The 18,000-nt window shown below is 60.9% G+C and carries 19 protein-coding genes; 10 read left to right on the plus strand and 9 right to left on the minus strand.

Annotation, left to right across the window (positions count from 1 at the left end; translation table 11 throughout):
- Positions 1–192 precede the first annotated feature (192 nt).
- Entirely contained in the window at positions 193–1,236 is a 1,044-nt protein-coding gene (locus tag BLT09_RS06990) for an aldo/keto reductase (protein WP_091591588.1), read from the plus strand.
- A 34-nt stretch (positions 1,237–1,270) separates the two neighbouring features.
- On the opposite strand, the gene BLT09_RS06995 is transcribed toward BLT09_RS06990, so the two are convergent.
- The gene (locus tag BLT09_RS06995; RefSeq protein ID WP_091591589.1) at positions 1,271–2,242 is read right to left on the minus strand and encodes a glycosyl transferase family 90; all 972 of its coding nucleotides are present in this window, start codon (positions 2,240–2,242) and stop codon (positions 1,271–1,273) included.
- Between the two features lie 203 nt (positions 2,243–2,445).
- Here BLT09_RS06995 and BLT09_RS07000 point away from each other — a divergent pair, with 203 nt between their 5' ends.
- Positions 2,446–2,604, plus strand: a complete 159-nt coding sequence (locus BLT09_RS07000) for a hypothetical protein (protein ID WP_023798419.1) — start codon at positions 2,446–2,448, stop codon at positions 2,602–2,604.
- Between the two features lie 258 nt (positions 2,605–2,862).
- Here BLT09_RS07000 and BLT09_RS07005 read toward each other — a convergent pair whose 3' ends face one another.
- On the minus strand, positions 2,863–3,120 hold the full coding sequence (locus tag BLT09_RS07005) for a DUF982 domain-containing protein (RefSeq protein ID WP_023798420.1): 258 nt from the start codon (positions 3,118–3,120) through the stop codon (positions 2,863–2,865).
- Between the two features lie 149 nt (positions 3,121–3,269).
- Here BLT09_RS07005 and BLT09_RS07010 point away from each other — a divergent pair, with 149 nt between their 5' ends.
- Both BLT09_RS07010 and BLT09_RS07015 read left to right on the plus strand, forming a co-directional pair.
- Positions 3,270–4,529: a multidrug efflux MFS transporter gene (locus tag BLT09_RS07010; RefSeq protein ID WP_091591854.1), complete on the plus strand. Its 1,260-nt coding sequence runs from the start codon at positions 3,270–3,272 to the stop codon at positions 4,527–4,529.
- A gap of 34 nt (positions 4,530–4,563) precedes the next feature.
- Positions 4,564–4,938 (plus strand): DUF423 domain-containing protein, encoded by a 375-nt coding sequence (locus tag BLT09_RS07015; protein WP_091591591.1) that lies wholly within the window; start codon positions 4,564–4,566, stop codon positions 4,936–4,938.
- 28 nt (positions 4,939–4,966) lie between these two features.
- On the opposite strand, the gene BLT09_RS34215 is transcribed toward BLT09_RS07015, so the two are convergent.
- A complete protein-coding gene (locus BLT09_RS34215; RefSeq protein ID WP_091591593.1) occupies positions 4,967–5,131 on the minus strand; it encodes a hypothetical protein in 165 nt (54 codons plus the stop codon).
- A gap of 68 nt (positions 5,132–5,199) precedes the next feature.
- A complete protein-coding gene (locus BLT09_RS34220) occupies positions 5,200–5,343 on the minus strand; it encodes a hypothetical protein (protein ID WP_091591595.1) in 144 nt (47 codons plus the stop codon).
- A 136-nt stretch (positions 5,344–5,479) separates the two neighbouring features.
- Between BLT09_RS34220 and BLT09_RS07030 the strand changes: the two genes are divergently transcribed.
- On the plus strand, positions 5,480–6,562 hold the full coding sequence (locus BLT09_RS07030; RefSeq protein WP_023798425.1) for a LacI family DNA-binding transcriptional regulator: 1,083 nt from the start codon (positions 5,480–5,482) through the stop codon (positions 6,560–6,562).
- A gap of 319 nt (positions 6,563–6,881) precedes the next feature.
- On the opposite strand, the gene BLT09_RS07035 is transcribed toward BLT09_RS07030, so the two are convergent.
- The gene (locus BLT09_RS07035; RefSeq protein ID WP_091591597.1) at positions 6,882–8,096 is read right to left on the minus strand and encodes an OpgC family protein; all 1,215 of its coding nucleotides are present in this window, start codon (positions 8,094–8,096) and stop codon (positions 6,882–6,884) included.
- A 203-nt stretch (positions 8,097–8,299) separates the two neighbouring features.
- On the opposite strand from BLT09_RS07035, the gene BLT09_RS07040 reads away from it, so the two are divergent.
- Positions 8,300–8,971, plus strand: coding sequence for an alpha/beta hydrolase (locus BLT09_RS07040; protein WP_091591855.1), 672 nt, complete (start codon positions 8,300–8,302; stop codon positions 8,969–8,971).
- A gap of 13 nt (positions 8,972–8,984) precedes the next feature.
- Here the strand turns inward: BLT09_RS07040 and sthA are convergent, their stop codons facing one another.
- Positions 8,985–10,373: a Si-specific NAD(P)(+) transhydrogenase gene (gene sthA / locus BLT09_RS07045; protein ID WP_091591857.1), complete on the minus strand. Its 1,389-nt coding sequence runs from the start codon at positions 10,371–10,373 to the stop codon at positions 8,985–8,987.
- A gap of 222 nt (positions 10,374–10,595) precedes the next feature.
- Between sthA and BLT09_RS07050 the strand changes: the two genes are divergently transcribed.
- The 3 genes from BLT09_RS07050 (at position 10,596) to BLT09_RS07060 (ending at position 12,989) form a co-directional block, all read left to right on the plus strand.
- Positions 10,596–11,060, plus strand: coding sequence for an RDD family protein (locus tag BLT09_RS07050; RefSeq protein WP_023798430.1), 465 nt, complete (start codon positions 10,596–10,598; stop codon positions 11,058–11,060).
- Positions 11,061–11,199: 139 nt separating this feature from the next.
- Positions 11,200–11,964 (plus strand): arginyltransferase, encoded by a 765-nt coding sequence (locus BLT09_RS07055; RefSeq protein WP_027154654.1) that lies wholly within the window; start codon positions 11,200–11,202, stop codon positions 11,962–11,964.
- Between the two features lie 128 nt (positions 11,965–12,092).
- Positions 12,093–12,989, plus strand: a complete 897-nt coding sequence (locus BLT09_RS07060; RefSeq protein WP_091591599.1) for a DMT family transporter — start codon at positions 12,093–12,095, stop codon at positions 12,987–12,989.
- Here the strand turns inward: BLT09_RS07060 and BLT09_RS07065 are convergent.
- Positions 12,977–14,188, minus strand: coding sequence for an AI-2E family transporter (locus BLT09_RS07065; RefSeq protein ID WP_091591601.1), 1,212 nt, complete (start codon positions 14,186–14,188; stop codon positions 12,977–12,979). The two genes, BLT09_RS07060 and BLT09_RS07065, sit on opposite strands and share 13 nt — an antisense overlap.
- Before the next feature lie 111 nt (positions 14,189–14,299).
- On the opposite strand from BLT09_RS07065, the gene BLT09_RS07070 reads away from it, so the two are divergent.
- Positions 14,300–14,542, plus strand: coding sequence for a hypothetical protein (locus BLT09_RS07070; RefSeq protein WP_091591602.1), 243 nt, complete (start codon positions 14,300–14,302; stop codon positions 14,540–14,542).
- 95 nt (positions 14,543–14,637) lie between these two features.
- Here BLT09_RS07070 and BLT09_RS07075 read toward each other — a convergent pair whose 3' ends face one another.
- The gene (locus BLT09_RS07075; protein ID WP_091591604.1) at positions 14,638–17,079 is read right to left on the minus strand and encodes a tetratricopeptide repeat protein; all 2,442 of its coding nucleotides are present in this window, start codon (positions 17,077–17,079) and stop codon (positions 14,638–14,640) included.
- The gene (locus BLT09_RS07080; protein WP_139172545.1) at positions 17,079–17,939 is read right to left on the minus strand and encodes a hypothetical protein; all 861 of its coding nucleotides are present in this window, start codon (positions 17,937–17,939) and stop codon (positions 17,079–17,081) included. Before BLT09_RS07080 ends, BLT09_RS07075 begins: the two co-directional genes overlap by 1 nt.
- Positions 17,940–18,000 lie beyond the last annotated feature (61 nt).

Here is an 18,000-nt window from a genome sequence, read left to right on the forward strand (position 1 = left end):
GCCGACTTGCATATAGGCCCGCAATGACGGTTTTATTGCAGCCGGCCCGCACGCCGGTCGCCCAACTCCGCGAGATGTGATCGATCAGCCTGCCTGGCACGCACGACAAGCGGCTCGAATTGTCCTACAAATGCCAGGTTTCCCCGAGCAACCTTCAAAGCACCCTTTTCAACGCTATCGCGAGGATCTGACATGGAATACCGCACACTCGGCCGTTCCGGGCTGAAGGTTTCGACGCTGACCATGGGCACCATGACTTTTGGCGGCGCTGGCGCATTTTCGGCGGTCGGCAAGACCGATCTCGACGAGGCACGCCGGATGATCGACCTCTGCATCGATGCCGGCATCAATCTCATCGACACCGCCAATGTCTATTCGAACGGGCTTTCGGAAGAGATCATCGGCGAAGCGCTCGGCGGCAAACGCAAGGGCGATGTGCTGATCGCCTCCAAGGCGCGCATGCGGATCGGCGACGGTCCCAACGATGAGGGCCTGTCGCGCTATCATCTGATCCGCGAGTGCGAGAAGAGCCTGAAGCGCCTCAGGACCGACGTCATCGACATCTATTTCCTGCACGAATGGGACGGCACGACGCCGCTCGAAGAGACCATCGCCGCGCTCGACACGCTCGTCAGCCAGGGCAAGATCCGCTATGTCGGCTGCTCCAACTATTCCGGCTGGCAAGTGATGAAGGCGCTGGGGATCAGCGACCGCCAGCACCAGCCGCGCTTCGTCACCCAGCAGATCCACTACACGCTGGAAGCGCGCGAAGCCGAATACGAACTGCTGCCGATCTCGGTCGACCAGGGGCTTGGCGTGCTGGTATGGAGCCCGCTCGCCGGTGGACTGCTGTCCGGCAAATACCACCGCGACCAGGCCACCGCCCGCCAGATCAGCGGCTGGACCGAACCGCCGATCCGCGACGAGGATCGGCTGTGGCGGATCGTCGACGTGCTTGCCCATATCGGCGAGAACCATGGCGTTTCGGCGGCGCAGGTGGCGCTTGCCTGGCTGCTCGGCCGGCCCGCGGTCAGTTCGCTGGTGATCGGCGGACGGACCGAAGCGCAGTTCAAGGACAATATCGCCGCAGCCGGCCTGGTGCTGACCAGCGATGAGCGCGCACGCCTCGACGCTGTGAGCCGCCCGCCCGTTCTCTACCCCTATTGGCACCAGCAATTCACGGCAAAAGACCGGTTTGGTCCGGCCGATCTGGTTCTTGACCGGGAGGACATCTGACAACGATCCGGATCAGGTCGAAGTCGCCGCGGGCCTAGCCTGAAATAAAACGCCAGACCTCGGGATCAGGCTCGATCTGGCCGCTGAGCACGAAATATTTGTAGAGCACGAGCAAGCAGATCGCCTGCTCGGCCCGCTCGTCGGCGAACTTGCGGCAATAGGCGTTGGCGGCGGCAACGATGCGTTCGGCCTCAGTCGGATGCCGTTCGAGATATTGCACCCGCTCGGCAAGATCCGTGAAATCGGCTTCGAGCGGCACATAGTGAACACCAGCCACGAGTTCGCTTTCGGCGAACCATGTCTCATATGTCGGCGGTGGCATCAGGCACAGCGAATTCGAACTCATGACCCATTTCAAGTTGGTCGCCACATCGTTGCCTTCGAGCGAAATGATGTAGCGACAGCGCCGCTGCTGGTCGATGCTCAGATAAGACTTGCGATATTCCGGCGCTGCCGTCGGTTTGGGCGTTCCGACATCGCAAAAGGGCAAATCGCGCGCAACCTCCAGAAGCAAGGTCCTTATCGGGTTGTTGAGCTCGCCGCGCCACACCGCAACCGGAAGCTTGTCCGCGAAGGCTACATCGTCGGCGGGCATGTGGAAGTGGCGGAACTTGTTGAGCTTGAACAGCACCCCGTTGCTGTTGTCGCCGGCGATCGGCCGATCCTTGACGATCGACGGCATCGCAGGCACGTCGACGACGTCGCCGAATTCGAGATCGATGCGCAAATCGGGATCGAAGTAGCGGGTAAATTCCTTCAGATCGTAGTAATACATGCTCCGGCCTCTCGGTAGCCGGCTGACCGGCACGGCCCCGCCGCTCGGCGCGAAAGCGTCCTGCAATCTGTTGTAGCAGTTGAGACGCGCCCGGACCGATCCGTCCGAAAGCCTGGCCTGATCGAGCAACCCGGCGAGCCTGCGGCGGAACAGCGCCTGCGGTGCGATATCGCGCACGGCATTGCGCGCATAGTAGAATAGCTTCTGTGCGTTTCTTTGAAGGGTGGCCATCGGTCACTTGGTGAAAAATCGGCTTGTGATTTGCCCCCCGGTCCCTCCTACACCATTGTGCCGGCTATCTTGCAAGCCACGGAACCGTGTTCAGCCGGCCTGCCTGGCTGTCCATGGAGCCGATCGCTCTTTGCGGTGTTGTGTTTGCAGCCCAATGCTCCTAGGCAGGGCTAAGAACCTTTGGGATTGTGAAAGGAAGAGATATGGCGCGAGCACCGAATTACGGCCAGGAACGCAAGGAACGCGACCGGCAGAAGGCTGCCAAGAAGGCGGAAAAGCAAGCGGCCAAGGTTGCAGCCAAGGAACGTTCGAAGCCGGAAGACGAGACCACGTCCGAGACCGAAACGGAAACCGCAGAGTAAACTGCAGGGCAATCGCTTCCTAGTGACGGCGAGAAGGGAACTGGCCGCAACTTTGGCGCGCTTTCTGCAACGCCGGAGATTGGCGAAACCCTTAGTGCAGGCCGCTTTCTCCCGTCCGGTGAGAAATGCCCGGTCCACCCTCCGCAGCTGCTGCGGAGGACGGGCAGGGCAAGAGGGGCAGCGCAAGCTAAAGCGATTGCCCCTTAGTAAAAGCGCAACCGGCCCGCGCGGCGGATCAGATCAGATTTCGCTGCGTCTTCAGACCGGCGCCTTGTCGCTGACGAAAACGTTCACTTCGCGGGCGGCGGCGATGAAGGCACGCCTTGCGATCATTGCCGGTTTGTCGCCGGCCAGCGCATCATGGCAGGCCTGTAGCGCTTCGCGATGCTTTGGACTGCGCTTGCCGGGCCAGTTGTTGAGGAGGTAGTCGGAAGCCTCGCGGGCCGTGCGCAAGAGCTGAGTGGTTCCCGCCGCGCCCTTGACGGTCACGGGTGTTTCAAATCGGTTGTTTTCCATCGCCGCTCTTACGCCATCGCCGCTCGCGAAGCGAGTGCGAAAGTGGTTGCCACCGCAATCACCTCGCGACGCTGACTAATCCCCTGGCAGGCAGGCCGCGCCAGTTCTTGTGCAATGATGCCGTCGAGAGGCTGCCGGACAGGACAGACATGCCGCAAGACTCCACCGCTGCCACCCAAGGCGCCCACAATATCCATTGGCGCCGCAATCTCGCCGTGTGCTTTGCCGGCTCGTTCAGCACGCTTGTCGCCATGACTCTGCTGTTGCCCTTCCTGCCGCTTTACGTCGAGCAGCTGGGCGCCGAGGGCCACGCGGCTGTTGTGCAATGGTCCGGCGTCGCCTATGGCGCGACCTTCTTCGCCGCCGCGCTGGTCGCGCCGCTGTGGGGACGGCTTGGCGACCGCTACGGCCGCAAGCTGATGCTGGTGCGCGCCAGTTTCGGCATGGCCGTCTGCATGTCGCTGACCGGCATGGTGGAGACCGTCTGGCAATTGGTGCTGCTACGCCTGCTGATCGGTTTCGCCGGTGGCTATTCCTCGGGCTCGACCATTCTCGTCGCCATGCAGACGCCGAAGGAACGGTCGGGCTGGGCGCTCGGCGTGCTGTCGGCCGGCATCACCGGCGGCGCTCTCGTCGGTCCCTTGCTCGGCGGCGCGCTGCCGCCCTTGATCGGCATCCGCGCCACCTTCCTGCTCGCCGGCGGCGTCATTTTCCTGGCGTTCCTGGCAACTACTTTTCTCATCAAGGAGGACCCTCGCCCGGAAACCGACAAATCGGCATCGACCGAGAAGCCGAAAGGCGGCTGGTCGCAAATCTCGGACAAGCGCCCGGTCGTCGCGATGCTGGTGACCGGCATGCTGCTGAGCTTCGCCACCATGTCGATCGAGCCGATCATCGCGGTCTATGTGCAACAGATCATCGAGGACCAAAGCCGGGTCACGCTGATGTCCGGCGTGGTCATGTCGGCGGCAGCACTTGGCGCCATCCTGTCGGCCTCGCGTCTCGGCAAGCTCGCCGACCGCGTCGGTCACTGGAACGTTATCATCGCGGCGCTTGCCGTTTCGGCGCTGCTGCTGATCCCGCAGGCTTTCGTCACCCAGGGCTGGCAGCTCGTCGGCCTGCGTTTCCTGATGGGACTGGCGCTTGGCGGCCTCCTGCCCTGCATCACCAGCGTCATCCGCCATAATGTCCCGGACGGCGTCGGCGGCAATGTGCTCGGTCTGTCGATCTCGGCGCAGTATGTCGGACAGGTTGCCGGGCCGCTGCTCGGCGGCTTCGTCGGCGGTCATTTCGGCATGCGCGCGGTGTTTCTCGGCACATCCGTGCTGATGGCGGGCGGAGCGGCGTATAATTGGCTGGTCCAGTCGCGCCGCGCACGCGACATGCTGGTGCAGGCGGGCAAATCCTGACACGGTTTGCGGGCCACTTCACGGAGTCCAAGACATGAGCACAGCCGACCACCCAGCAAGCGGCATCGGCCGCATCCTCGTTTTCGTCGGCGGTCTGTGCGGCGCGGCCGGTGTGGCGCTTTTTGCCGCGGCGGCACATCTGGGCGGCGCTTTCGTCGGCACGGTCGCGTCGTTCCTGCTCATGCATGCACCGGTCTTCCTGGCCGTCGGGCTCGTCGGCGCAAACCGGATCATGCGTACCGCAAGCCTTATTCTTCTCGTCGGGCTTGTCTTGTTCTGCGGCGACCTGCTCGCCCGCGACTTCCTCGGCTCGCGGCTTTTTTCGATGTCGGCGCCGATCGGCGGCACCTTGCTCATTGCCGGTTGGCTGGCGGTTGCGGCCTCGGCGCTGAAGCGCCCGCGCTCCTGAGGCGGCCGGATTCGGTTTCCGCCAAAGGTCAGTCAGACGATGGCCACTCTTGCCGGCGCTCTGGCCGGACCGGCAGGTCGCGATTGCGTGCCGCCGGCTTGGCCAGGCGCCGCCGCTCCGGCCTGTCGATGGCCGGCGAGATGCCCCAATAATTGCGATAGATCTCTTCGAACAGATGATTGATCGGGTGCATGGCTTGGTTTCCTTTTCGATTTGAGATTTGAATCGATCCAATCGACAGGCATGAAAAAGCGCTGCCGATCAGCTCCGCTTGCGCTCCACGAGAAAACGCAGATCGCGGATCCACGGGCCGGCGCTGCCGCGACGCGTCCGGGTCACCGGCTTCGAAATTATGCTCCAGTCGTTGCGATAGACGTCTTCGAACAGATAGTTGACGGGGTGCATGGCTCGCTCCTTGCTGAATCGATCCAATGACGACACCCAATTGGATCGATTCAAAACTAGGCTTGGATCACTCTGATGTCAAGCAAAATTTGAATCGATCCAACAAAGGTGCTAGACAGCAGGCTGGAGCAGAAAAATGGCATCATCCAGCGAAAGCAATACAAGACCCATCCGGCTGGCCGACATCGCCAAGGCCGCCGGGGTTTCGCACGGCACCGCCTCCAACGTCTTCAGCCGTCCCGAAATAGTGCGCGAGGAAGTCCGCGAACGGGTCAAGGCGGCGGCCGAGGCGATGGGCTATGCCGGGCCCGACCCCAAGGGCCGGCTGCTGCGCGCCGGCAAGGTCAACGCGATCGGCGTCGCCACGACCGAGCCGCTGTCCTATTTCTTCGATGATCCCTTTGCCCGCGCGATGATGGCCGGCATTTCCGAGGCCTGTGACGCCACCGGCGCGGGAATAGCGCTGGTATCGGCCGGCAACCAGGAAAAACTTGCCTGGAACATCCAGAGCGCGCTGGTCGACGGCTTCATCCTGTTCTGCATCGAGGGCGGTTCACGGCTTGTCGAACTGACGCGCGAACGCAAACTCCCCTTTGTCGCGCTTGAACTCGGCTTCGACGACGACACCGTTTCGGCAATCGGCGTCGACAATGTCGCCGGCGCCCGCCTGGCGGCGCAGCATCTCGCCGAGCTTGGCCATCGGCGCTTTGCCGTGCTGGCGCTGCCCTTCGCCGACGGCAGCACCGGCCTTGTCTCGCCGGAGAAGGTCCGGACGGCCCTTTACACCGGCACGCGCGATCGCCTCGTCGGCTATTTCGAGGCGTTTTCCCGGTATGGCGTCGATACCGCCGGGATCCCGGTATACGAGACCGAAAACGACGAAGCCAGCACAAGGGCCGGCCTCGAAACGATCTTCGCCTCGGCAGCGCAGCCGACCGCCATCCTGGCGATGTCGGACCGGATCGCCATGGTCGCGATCGAATGGTTGGCCGCGCGTGGCATTGCGGTTCCCGGCGACGTCTCCGTCGTCGGCTTCGACGGCGTGCCTGACGCCGCACTTTGCGATCCTCCGCTGACCACGGTCGCGCAGCCAATCGCCGAGATCGGCCGCCGGGCAGCGCGAACGATCCTCGATTTCGACGGCACGGTGCGGCGCGAGACGCTTGGCGTCGAGCTTGTCGTCAGGGCATCTTCGGGACCGCCGCCCAAGGCAGCCTGAGCCCGGTCGTCAAATTAATTTAATGCGTGGCGCGGTTTCCTGCGCCTGGCCAGTGTTCTTGCCCCGCCCGCAGGGAGCGCGAGGTGACCCCCCGCGGGTACAAGCCTCGGTCAGGGCCCGGACCTTTGGGCTCGTCACCCACAGCCAGCGCGACCGTAGCGCGACCGATCCGGCACCGCTGCCTCCCCGCCATTTTTGTCCCGATTACTATCCGGACTAGGGCGGGATGCATTCGAATTGAACTTGGGATCCCGCTCTATCTATTTGTTTTAGCCGCATTTCTGTGACGCCAAGTGATTCCACTCGGCTGCAAAAATCTCTAGGGGTTGCTAGTCGCCATGGTCCCCACGCCGAAGGACGCATGGATCGGCGGCGCCTGGCTGCGGACCGGCTTGCTGTTGCCGCCAACAGAAGACAGCCATTCGAGATAATAGGCGAGCGCGAACTGGATGGCGATGCCGGCGGCGATCAGCAGGCCGTCATAGGCAAATCCGCCCGGGTTGATCAGCTTCATCACCTGCGCCGCCATGGCGATCAGCGTGCCGGCGATGAAAACCGGCAGCGATCGCTTGCCCAATATGGCGAGCGGATGATCGCGGCTGGCGCGGAACAGGTTGGAGACAGAAGGAAACGCCACGATCAGATAGCTCACCGCCAGGATGTGCAGCAGCCTCGGCAGCGACAGGAAGGTCTTGTCGAAGCCGGTCAGCACCACGGGCAGGTTCAGCCACGACACGTGCCCCCATAGCGGGCTGTGCACCCAGACCAACGCCATCGCGACATAGACCGCCGACGCGCCGACCAGCCAGCGATTGACCGGAATGGCGCCGCCGCGCCTGATGTGCAGCATGCTCGCCAGGCCGATGTTGAAGAGGAACTGCCACGACAGCGGATTGAGGAACCAAAAGCCGGGCTCAGGGTAATTCGGCGGGGCGATCTGGTAGATCCCGGCAACCAGCCACAGAGTTCCGGACAGGGTGAGCGCCGTGAAAGGCTGGTAGCTGATGAACAGCAGGAAGGTTGGCGCCATCAGCAGCAGCACCGCATAGACCGGCAGGATATTGTTGTAGCCAAGCTGATGGCCAAGCGTGACGATGCCGATCAGCACATGTTGCGGGTCCCTGATCAATGGCTCGATGTTGATCAGGGTCAGCATGTCCGGCCGCTTCGCGAACATCGCCGCCGCGCAGAAGATGGCCAGCACCGCCATCGTCGTGACGATGTGGGCGACATAGAGCACTCCGGCGCGGCGCCACAATTTCAGTGTCGCCAGGAGCCGGTCTCCGGACTGGATTTTTGCGCCGTAGGCGAGCGCGACGGACATGCCGGAGATCAGCACGAAGGCCTCGGCGGCATCCGAAAAGCCGAAATTCTTGTAGGTCAGGGTTTCGAAAACCGTGCCCGGGACATGATCGACGAATATGATCAGCAGAGCGAGAGCGCGGAACACATCGATGCGCGTATCGCGATCCGGGATACGCGGCCCGCGATCCGGGATACGCGGCCCGCGATCCGGTGAAATTGGCATGGTCATCGATAAAAGGCCTCAAAGCTGGTTGTTCATGCCGCGATCGATGCGACCGCCGGACGCACCGCTTCGATTCCTCCCGCAGGAGCGTATCGGCAAACAAACGGACTGAAATGCGCCCGGTTCAATCAACTTTGAAGGAGCTCGAAAATATTCCGTTTTGAAGCCGGCAAATGAATAAAAACCACACGAAATCAAAAGGATGCAATATGGCCGAAAAACCTCCGGAAGACGGCTTTTTGCGGCGCGAGCTGCCGTTTTTCTACCGACTTTACCGGCCCGTGGATGCAAGCGGCGAATGCCTTTTCCTGCTGCACGGATCCGGCGTCGAAGAGACGACGCTGGTGGCGCTGGCGCGGCAAACCGCACCGCGCGCCGTGCTGGTGACGGTGCGTGGCCGTATCGCCCAGGAGGACGGTTTCCGCTGGTTCGCGCGGATCACGCCGACGCGCTTCGAACAGGACAGTATCCGCACCGAGGCCGACGCTTTCGCCGGCTTCATCACCGCGGCCGCGAAGCGCCACGGTCTCGATCTCGCCCGGACGAGTTTCCTCGGCTATTCAAACGGCGCCAATCTGGTTTCGAGCGTGATGCTTTTGCATTCCGGCCGCATCGAACGGGCAGCGTTGCTGCGCCCGATGGCGGTGCTCGACGACGTGCCCCCGGCCGATCTGTCCAAAGCGCGCGTGCTGATCATCGCCGGCGCAGATGACCTGACCTACGCGCCCTTCGCGCCGGCGTTGGTCGCATTGTTCGAATCGCATGGCGCCGCGGTCGAGGCCCACACCATCGGCTCCGGCCATGAAATCGGCGACCGGGATGCTGAAATCGTCAGGCAGTGGCTGGCGGGCCCGGCAGCCGCCATCGCGCAGGCGAATTGATGAGTCCGTCGCCCTATGCCCGCCCCATCCGGTTCCAGGCATCCAGCCCGGCGATCTTGTAGGCTTCGGCCAGCGTCGGATAGTTGAAGGTGTTGTTGACGAAGAAATCGACGGTGCCACCGAGATTGATCACCGCCTGGCCGATATGGATCAGTTCGGTTGCGCCCTCGCCGACGATATGCGCGCCGAGCAACCGGCGTGTTTCGATCGAGAACAGAAGCTTCAGGAAGCCGGTGTTGACGCCCATAATATGGCCGCGCGAGGTTTCGCGGAAGCGCGCCACGCCGACCTCATAGGCGCCGCCGCCCTCGCGCACCTGCTCCTCGGACTGGCCGACGGTCGAGATTTCCGGCACGGCGTAGATGCCGTAGGGAAAGGTTTCCGGCGGCGGTGGCAACGGCACGCCGAAGGCATGGCAGGCGGCCACCCTGCCCTGCTCCATCGAGGTCGAGGCGAGGCTCGGAAAGCCGATGACGTCACCGGCGGCATAGATGTTCGGCGCACTGGTCCGGAAGCTCTGCGGGTCGACCTTGATGCGGCCCCGGGAGTCGGCCTCGATGCCGACCACATCGAGGCCGAGCGCGCCGACATTGCCGGTGCGCCCCGCCGCATAAAGCACCATCTCCGAGCGTATGCTGCGGCCGTCGGCAAGCGTCACCTCGGCATAGTCGGGTTTCGAGGCGATCTCCTTGATCGCACTGCCGAGCCGGATCGTCATGCCGCGGTCGCGCATCTGATGGATGAAATCGTCGACGATCTCACGGTCGACGAAATCGAGGATGCTGTCGCGCGGCTCGACCAGCGTCACCGGCACGTCGAGCGCCGAAAAGATCGTCGCGTATTCGACGCCGATGACGCCGGCGCCGATCACCGTCAGCGTCCGCGGCAGGCGCTCGAGTTCCAGCATCTCGTCGCTGTCGAAGACACGGATCTTGTCGAAGGGCACGTCGCGCGGCCGGTGCGGGCGGGTGCCGACCGCGATCAGCGCATGCGCAAAACCGACCTCGCTGTAGTCGCCGGTATCCGTCGTCAGGCTGGCTCTGTTGGGACCGAGAAACTTGACTGTGGCGCGCGCGCTCTTGACCGTGTTGCGCATGAACTGGTGCTGCAGCACCTCGACCTCGTGATCGAGCGTTTTGTGCAGGCGTTCGATCAGATCACCGACCGATATATCCTGCTTGACCCGGTAGCCGCGCCCGTAGAAGCCGCGCTCGCGCCAGCCCGAGAGGTTTAGCACGGTTTCCCGCAAGGTCTTCGACGGGATGGTGCCGGTATGCACGGACACGCCGCCAAGGCGCCGGCCCCTGTCGGCCACCAGCACGGATTTGCCGAGCTTGGCCGACTGCACCGCGGCGCGGCGCCCTGAGGGCCCGCTGCCGATGACCAGCATGTCGTAGTCCATATTGGCCCTGTCCCTCGCCCCTTGGGCGCATTTGCCGTATTTGTTGCGCTGCAGCAAACTAACGTCATCCGCGCTGCAAATTCAACCGATCCAGTCTACATTCGGCGTTGCCTCCGGTAGCAGGGCCGAAAAAAGGCTCGATCTTGATTCCGCCGCAGGACTTCACCATTTCAACACCAGGCGGTCCGCACCCTATGCCGGGCCTGATTGCGAGGAAATGACATGAACGCGCGCGTTCTCGACGGCGAAATCAGCAGGCTCGATGATGTCAGGGCCTATGATGGCGTGCGCACGCGGCGTGTCCTCGCCTTCATCATTGATTATTGCATCGTCGCGCTGCTCACCATTCCGTTCGCGATCCTGGTGTTCTTCCTCGGGATTTTGACGCTTGGCCTTGGCTGGATGCTGTTTTCCATCCTCGTGCCGGCCGTCGCCATCCTCTACATCTGGAACACGCTCGGCAGCGCCGACCAGGCCACGACGGGCATGAAGATGATGGGGATCCGGCTCGACCGTCTGGACGGCACCCGCATCGACGGGCTGACGGCGGTGGTGCATTCGGTTCTGTTCTGGGCCGGCAACGTCATCCTGACGCCGCTGGTCCTTCTGGTGTCGCTGTTTGCCGACCGCAAGCGCACGCTGCACGACCTGCTGCTCGGCACGGTGGTCAGCCGCAGTGACCGCTGAAACAGCTTTTCACCAGTCCCAGCGAGCGCATTTATGTGCAAAGTGAAGGCGTCCGGTAGCCACGCTTTCACAATCCTGTTGAATTTTTCGCCGTGCGCGCCAAAGGTATGATGATTCGCAGGAGTGTTTCCAAGGGTCGATGACGCAGCATCCAACCCAGTCGCCGCAGTTCTTCCTGACCGCGCCGTCGCCATGCCCGTATCTTGAGGGCCAGTTCGAGCGCAAGGTGTTCACGCATCTGGTCGGCGACAAGGCATCGGAGATGAACGACCTGTTGACGCAAGGCGGCTTCCGGCGATCGCAGAACATCGCTTACCGGCCGGCCTGCGAGACCTGCCGCGCCTGCGTTTCGGTGCGCATCCTGGCGCAGGAATTCACTGCCAGCCGCAATATGAAGCGGGTGATACAGCACAATTCAGACCTCATCGGCGCGATGCACGACGCGCAACCGTCGACCGAGCAGTATTCGCTGTTCCGCAGCTATCTCGATGCCCGCCATCGCCGCGGCGGCATGTCCGACATGACGGTGCTCGACTACGCCATGATGGTCGAGGACACGCATGTCGACACCAAGGTCATCGAATACCGGCGCCGCGGCCCCGACAGCTTTATCACCGGCAAGGGCCAGGGCGAGCTGATCGCAGTCGCCCTCACCGACAAGATGGCCGATGGCCTGTCGATGGTCTATTCCTACTTCAACCCGGACTTCGAGGACCGCTCGCTCGGCACCTTCATGATCCTCGACCACATCGCTCGCGCCAGGGCGATGGGCTTGCCCCATGTCTACCTTGGCTACTGGGTCAACGGCTCGCGCAAGATGAACTATAAGATGCGCTTCATGCCGCAGGAGCATCTCGGCCCGAAAGGCTGGGAACGCTACGACCACGAAGCGGTTTCGCGCTGATCCGCTCTTTCGCCAACCATCCTTAAACTGCTTCAAGGGAGGATGCTTCTGGTTTTCGGCTGCGTGGCTGAAACGCCAGACGCTGGGCCAATTTTGCGCCTGCCTCCAAATTCATTGCGGGAACTGCCATGTCGTCCCACAACGATCATCAAAAAGGCCTTCTCATCACCGCCATCGGCGGGCTGACGCTGACCATCGACATTCCATTGATCCGGCTCGCCGACGGCGGCGCATGGGCGATCCTCCTGCTGCGCACCGGCACCACCCTGGTCGCGGCGCTGATCATCTGGGCTGTGTGGCGCTCGCTCAGCCGTAACGCGCCCCAGCTCATCCCCGGCTGGTCGGGGCTCGTCGTCGCCCTGTGCTACGGCCTGACCTCGGTTACCTTCGTCATCAGTATCTATCACACCACGACCGCCAACCTGGTCTTCATCCTGGCCTTCAACACCGTGTTCGCGGCGCTGCTGTCCTGGCTGTTCCTGAAGGAGCGGCCGCGACTGGTCACCGTGATGGCGATGCTGGTCATGATCGTCGGCGTCGCGATCATCGTCGGCGATTCGATCGGCACCGGCCACCTGTTCGGTGACCTCATGGCGCTGTGCTCGGCCTTCTTCATTGCGGTGGCCATCACCATCTCGCGCGCCAGCGGCAAGGACATGGGATTCACATCGCTGATCGGCGTGATCCTGCCCCTGGCCGTCGCGGTGTTCATGGTCTCGGGCGAAGGGTTTCAGGTAAACGCGCCATGGTGGATCATCTTCAACGGCGCGGTCATCATGCCGATCTCGTTCTTCTGCCTCGCCAACGGACCGAAATATATTTCAGGACCGGAAGTGGCGATGTTCTATCTGCTCGAAACCGTGCTGGCGCCGGTCTGGATGTGGATGATCTTTGCCGAGACGCCGTCGCGCAACAGCCTGATCGGCGGCGCGATCCTGACCGTCACGCTGGTCGCCCATTCGCTGTGGCAGCTGCATGAGGGGCGAAAGCGCCGCGCCAGCCTTGCCGTGCGTCACCCGGCCTGAGACTTCTTCTCGGCAACGATTTCGATCTGCGGCGGCGGCGCCGCTTCGAGTTCCGCCGGTGCTGCGGGGGCAAGCTCGTCGGCCAATTCCACCTCGCGCAGCCATTCGCGCCAGATCGCGACCAGCAACGCCATCAGCACCGGACCGATGAACAGGCCAAGAAAGCCCATCGTCTTGACGCCGCCGACCAGGCCGAAAAAGGTCGGCAGGAACGGCAGCTTGATCGGGCCGCCGACCAGTTTTGGGCGCAATGTCTTGTCGACGATGAACAGTTCGACGCTTCCCCAGATGAACAGCGCCAAACCGGCCATCGGCGAGCCGCTGGCGGCGAGATAGATCGAAACAAGCGTGAAGGACAGCGGTGCGCCGCCGGGGATCAGCGCCATGATGCCGGTCAGGGCGCCGAGCGTCACCGGCGACGGCACGCCGGCCAGCCAGTAGGCCACGCCCAGCACCACCCCCTCGCCGATGGCGATAATGGTCATGCCGGTCACCGTCGAGGAAATCGTCGCCGGCACGACGCGTGAAATCCGCTCCCACCTGGTCGGCAGGATGCGTTCGCCGAGACGGTCGACCTGCCCGGCGAAATGCTCGCCGTCGCGATAGGCAAAGAACAGCGCGATCATCATGAACAGCAGCGCCAGCAGAAGGCCGAAGGCGCTGCCGCCGGCGGCCAGCACGCCGCGGTAGATGCTGCCGATGTTGGCGCCGCTGATCAGCTGGATCAGTTCGCCGATGCCGCCGGGATGGCCGAGATTGCGCGTCCACTGCTCGTTCAGCCAGTCGCCGACCACAGGCAGCGTGGCGATCCAGTGCGGCGTCACCGCGCCATGGCGGTTGGTCTCGATCGCCCAGCCAACCCACTCGCGGACTTCGTTGCTGGCATAGGCGCCGGCGAGCGCGATCGGCACCACCAGGAAGGTCAGGATGAACAGGATCGCCAATGTCGCGGCGACCGTGCGGTTGCCGCCGACGGCAGCAAGCAACCGCCGATAGAGCGGCCAGCTGGCAAAGGCGATGACCAGAGCAGCCAGCACAGGGACCAGGAACCCATGAAAGAAATAGACCCCGGCGGCGACGATCAGCACCAGAAGCCACCGCGCCGCCGACAGCGGCGGAATGACCGCGGATCTGACCGGCGTCGACAGGCCGAACAAGCGCTGCTGCCCTTCCGGTTTCCGAACCCTAGTTTCTTTCAAATGCCCATTTCTCCCAAAGGCGTATGTCGTCTTATGTAGCGGTGCTTATGTACCATGATAGTGCAGCAATCGTGACGACATTCCAAATGTTTGGGAATCCACTCCTCGCCGATGACGGCGCTTGCCGGCCTGAGTTCTTGCGCCACAGTGCACAAACGCTTTGAGTACGATTCCAAAGCGGCGCTCGAATGCGTGAAGTTGTGCGAGGATATCCAGCGGCCCAAACTGCTCGTCGAATGCGGCTTCAAGGCGTTGCGGGAGAACCTTGCAAGGGCCGGTCTCCAACCGCTGTTGCGGGTCTCCGCCTCACCCAGAGGAGGTCCGGCGGTGCAAAGGGTTGAAATCGAACATTAGGGCCGGGAAAGGGTATACAGTCCGGAGAGTGCTGCTTCACCCGTGCGACACGGACGCCATCGGGCATTTCGCTGCCCGAGAGTTGCGGACCGCTCTCATGCGGCCTCTAACAGAATCGCATTTTGCTCAGCGGTAAATATCCACTGGCGGCTATGTTTCGTCGGCTCGTTTAAGAGACCATATCGCCTGGCGATCTCGTCCTTCAGAATAATGAGTTCAGCTGAAAGGCCCTCACTCTTTTGGAACAAGGCTTTGGCGTCGGGACTTTTCGCGGCGGCAAGCGCGTGAAATTGTATCACGTTTGAGATTTCGCCACGGCTATCAGCAGTGGTACGCATAGCTTGATTGGCTTGACCTAAGGCAAGTTCAGCGGCAGCAATCGCATTGATCATCAGCCGCCGCTCTCTGATAAAAGGAACCGACCGAGGTAAGCGATTGAGATGAATTATTGCCGCCCTCGGATCTCCACGTCTACAATATAGAAGCCCACGAAGGATAAATGACCGCCATTCCTCTTGTTTTTCTAACTTTGTCGAAGCCGGTAGCAAGATTTCAGCTTCATCAAACCTACCGAGGTGGATAAGAAGAGCAGCCTTTGCATTCACCGCATTTAAATAGTTAGGTTGCTCATGAAGCACCTCTTCATATGCTTGAAGCGCGGGCTCCACGTGCCCAAGACGCTTAAGAAGATCGGCTCGCTCCACCCGCAATGAGAAAATGCTAGGATTATCCACGACAGCTTGGTCTATGAGAGCCAGAGCCTCTCTAAACCGGTGAGACGCCAAATGAATTCGTACCTGCGCGGTGATTAGACGAAGGTCGCGAGGGTTAAATCTCAGAGCTTCACTGACCTCCAGTTGGGCCTCAATGGCCTTCCCCATCTCTCTCTTTAGATCGGCAGCCAGTGCAATAAAACTTGTGTTTCGCGGGAACTTTGCCTTCGCCTCGCCGATCTGACTGTTCGCGTCGTCCAAACGCCCTGCAATTCGAAGGCTGTCGATGAGGCCGTAGCGTGGCTGCGGGAAATATGGGAATCGCTTCACTAAAGTCTGGAATTCGTCAATTGCAAATTCTAGCCGGCCAGAAACTTTCAAAGCATTTGCTTTGACAACAAGAGTCGACGGATCGTCAGGCTGAATAGACCGAAGCTGATCCAGAGTGCTGATCACACCTTGCCAGTCGCCCAATTCCATCAGAGTGCTAGCTTTACCTGCGTATAGAAAGGGTTCATCAGGAAAGCGTTCCAAGGCACTGTCAAATTCTTGCAAGGAGAGTTCGAGCAGACCCATCTCACGTGCGACTGTCGCTGATCCGATGAGAGCGTGGACCGCTTCACGGTTATCCCGATAGTTGTGATACGCGTTTTCATATGCTGTTTTTGCCTCCGCTAGCTTCCCAGCTTCTCGGAGAATTTTGGCTCTGCCGGTTGCAGCATAAAGCGGGTCGCCGGCTTCTGCGGCTCTGTCTAAAGCCGAAGACGCCTCCACCATTCGGCCGACGTCAATCAAAGCGTCCGCAACGTTTCCATGTGTGAATGGATCCGACGGGCAAAGTTCGCTCGCCCATTGGGACCACTCAAGTTGAAGATCCCAAAGTTCCAACTGCTTGGCCGCCCGGCTAAGACGACACAGCGACATTGCGGCGTACGATGCTCCCTCGTCCCGATCCAACTGAGATTTAACTAGCTCGAACGTGAACCTTTTCGCTGCATCGAGGTCACCGCTCTTAAGACGCTCCACGACCGCGCGCTGCTGAGCGAGGACGTTATCATATGCGCCGTGATCAGGTTCTCGGAAAACTTCCATCTGATCAATGTCAGTCTCTTGCACTATCGGACGCTTCGCTTTTCGATAGGTAGCAAAACCCGACGCCCACGTCGTAACGACTTGCCTTGCACCAGGCACTCCGCTCAGCGCTTTCAGAGCTTGAAAAATAGCAAGGTTTGAATCCTCGTTTTGACTGACGGAGATCACAAAATTTTTGAAGCAACCTCGGTCTATTGCGACCTCGTTGAAACGGGCTCTTGGGCATCGTTCGTCAAAGATGGAAGGTTCAACTAGTTCGAAGCAGTCCCGCACCTTTTGGACAGCCGCTTGCATGTCGCAAAGACGCTGAACAAGCGCTTTAAGAGACACAAAGCTCCGCACCGCTGTTGTTATTTCCGATCCAGCTATCTCAACTGGATACGGATAGGCGAGCAGGCGATCTTCGATCCTTTCCACAAGGCAAGTTTCTTTCAGTAGCGATTCTAGATCACCCGCCACATCACGCCGATCCTGCTCCGTTTCATCGGGATCATAGAGCTGAAAGAACAACCTGATTGCCAGCGCAGAGTGATAGCGTAGAAACGCGAATTCTTGCGCATTGCGCTCGTCGACGACTTGGATCAATTCAAGATCGGAAGCGCCGGCAAAAGCGCGAGTGATCTCGCTATTTGAGACAACGAAAGATGCGCCGGCATCGACCCGAGCAATCTTGTAAAGGTTGCCTTGCGGGATTGCATACCGCCCGGCCTCCCCGGAAATCCACGCTTCCATCAGCGTATCTCCACTTCGATGCCAGCGGCTTCGATCTTACGACGTAGCGCCCGCCAGATATGCTTTTCTGCACCTTTGGGCTCATAAGCGACGATGCGCTTGATTGTTCCGCTGCTGATGGAGCCAAAAACGTGGACTTCGATAAAATCCTCATCCCCGCTACCAGAACCATCGCTGACAAGCACATCAGGGTATTCGTTAGGTTTAGAGGTATTTGACAGCTTCGGAAAGAGTTTCGCCTGGGCAAGTTTGCCGCGGTCCATCCACGTAGCCCTGTAGCCAGGGGGACAGCCGGTTCCGACCACTATCCGGTGGCGTTGGCCGAATTTAAACGGGTTCTCGTTGAAAACGGATGACCGAATTGCGATGTAGTCCGACACTAAGTTGATATGAAAATCTCCATAGTGCTTAACCCCCATCCCATCTAACGATAAGGCAGCGAAGTGTAAGTCCCTATGGTAAAGTGGATTCACCAGACTATCAATCTGCTCTCGGCCACGATCCCAATGATTGTTCTCGGCTGTTCTCCCACCTGCATCCATTTCAGCGTAGAACGTCATCAGCATCAGATTGCTATTATCGATTAATCTTTGCAAAGGAAGGAGCGGCCTGGCTATAACAGCGGTAGAACGCTGCGTCACCGCATCTCCGAAGTCGGTCAGTTGAGCGCTATAATTGCCGGCGTGGGCCGAAACAAAGGCATTATCTACCCGTTGTTGCAAAGCTTGACGTTCTTCCTGAGCCTCTGCTGCGCGGACATTCGGGAAACCTGCGGCTGCCCCGCAAACAACGCAGTCTCGGACATGAGTTGGCAAACTCGAGCCGCATACCGCGCACGAACCTAAAGATTTCGCCAGCACTCCCCGAGCACTCCCCTTGAGCCAAGGGGGACATTGTTCCAACTGCCAAGTCTTGTCCAGT

Origin of the sequence: Mesorhizobium muleiense, assembly GCF_900099905.1 — a bacterium.
GTDB lineage: Bacteria > Pseudomonadota > Alphaproteobacteria > Rhizobiales > Rhizobiaceae > Mesorhizobium > Mesorhizobium muleiense.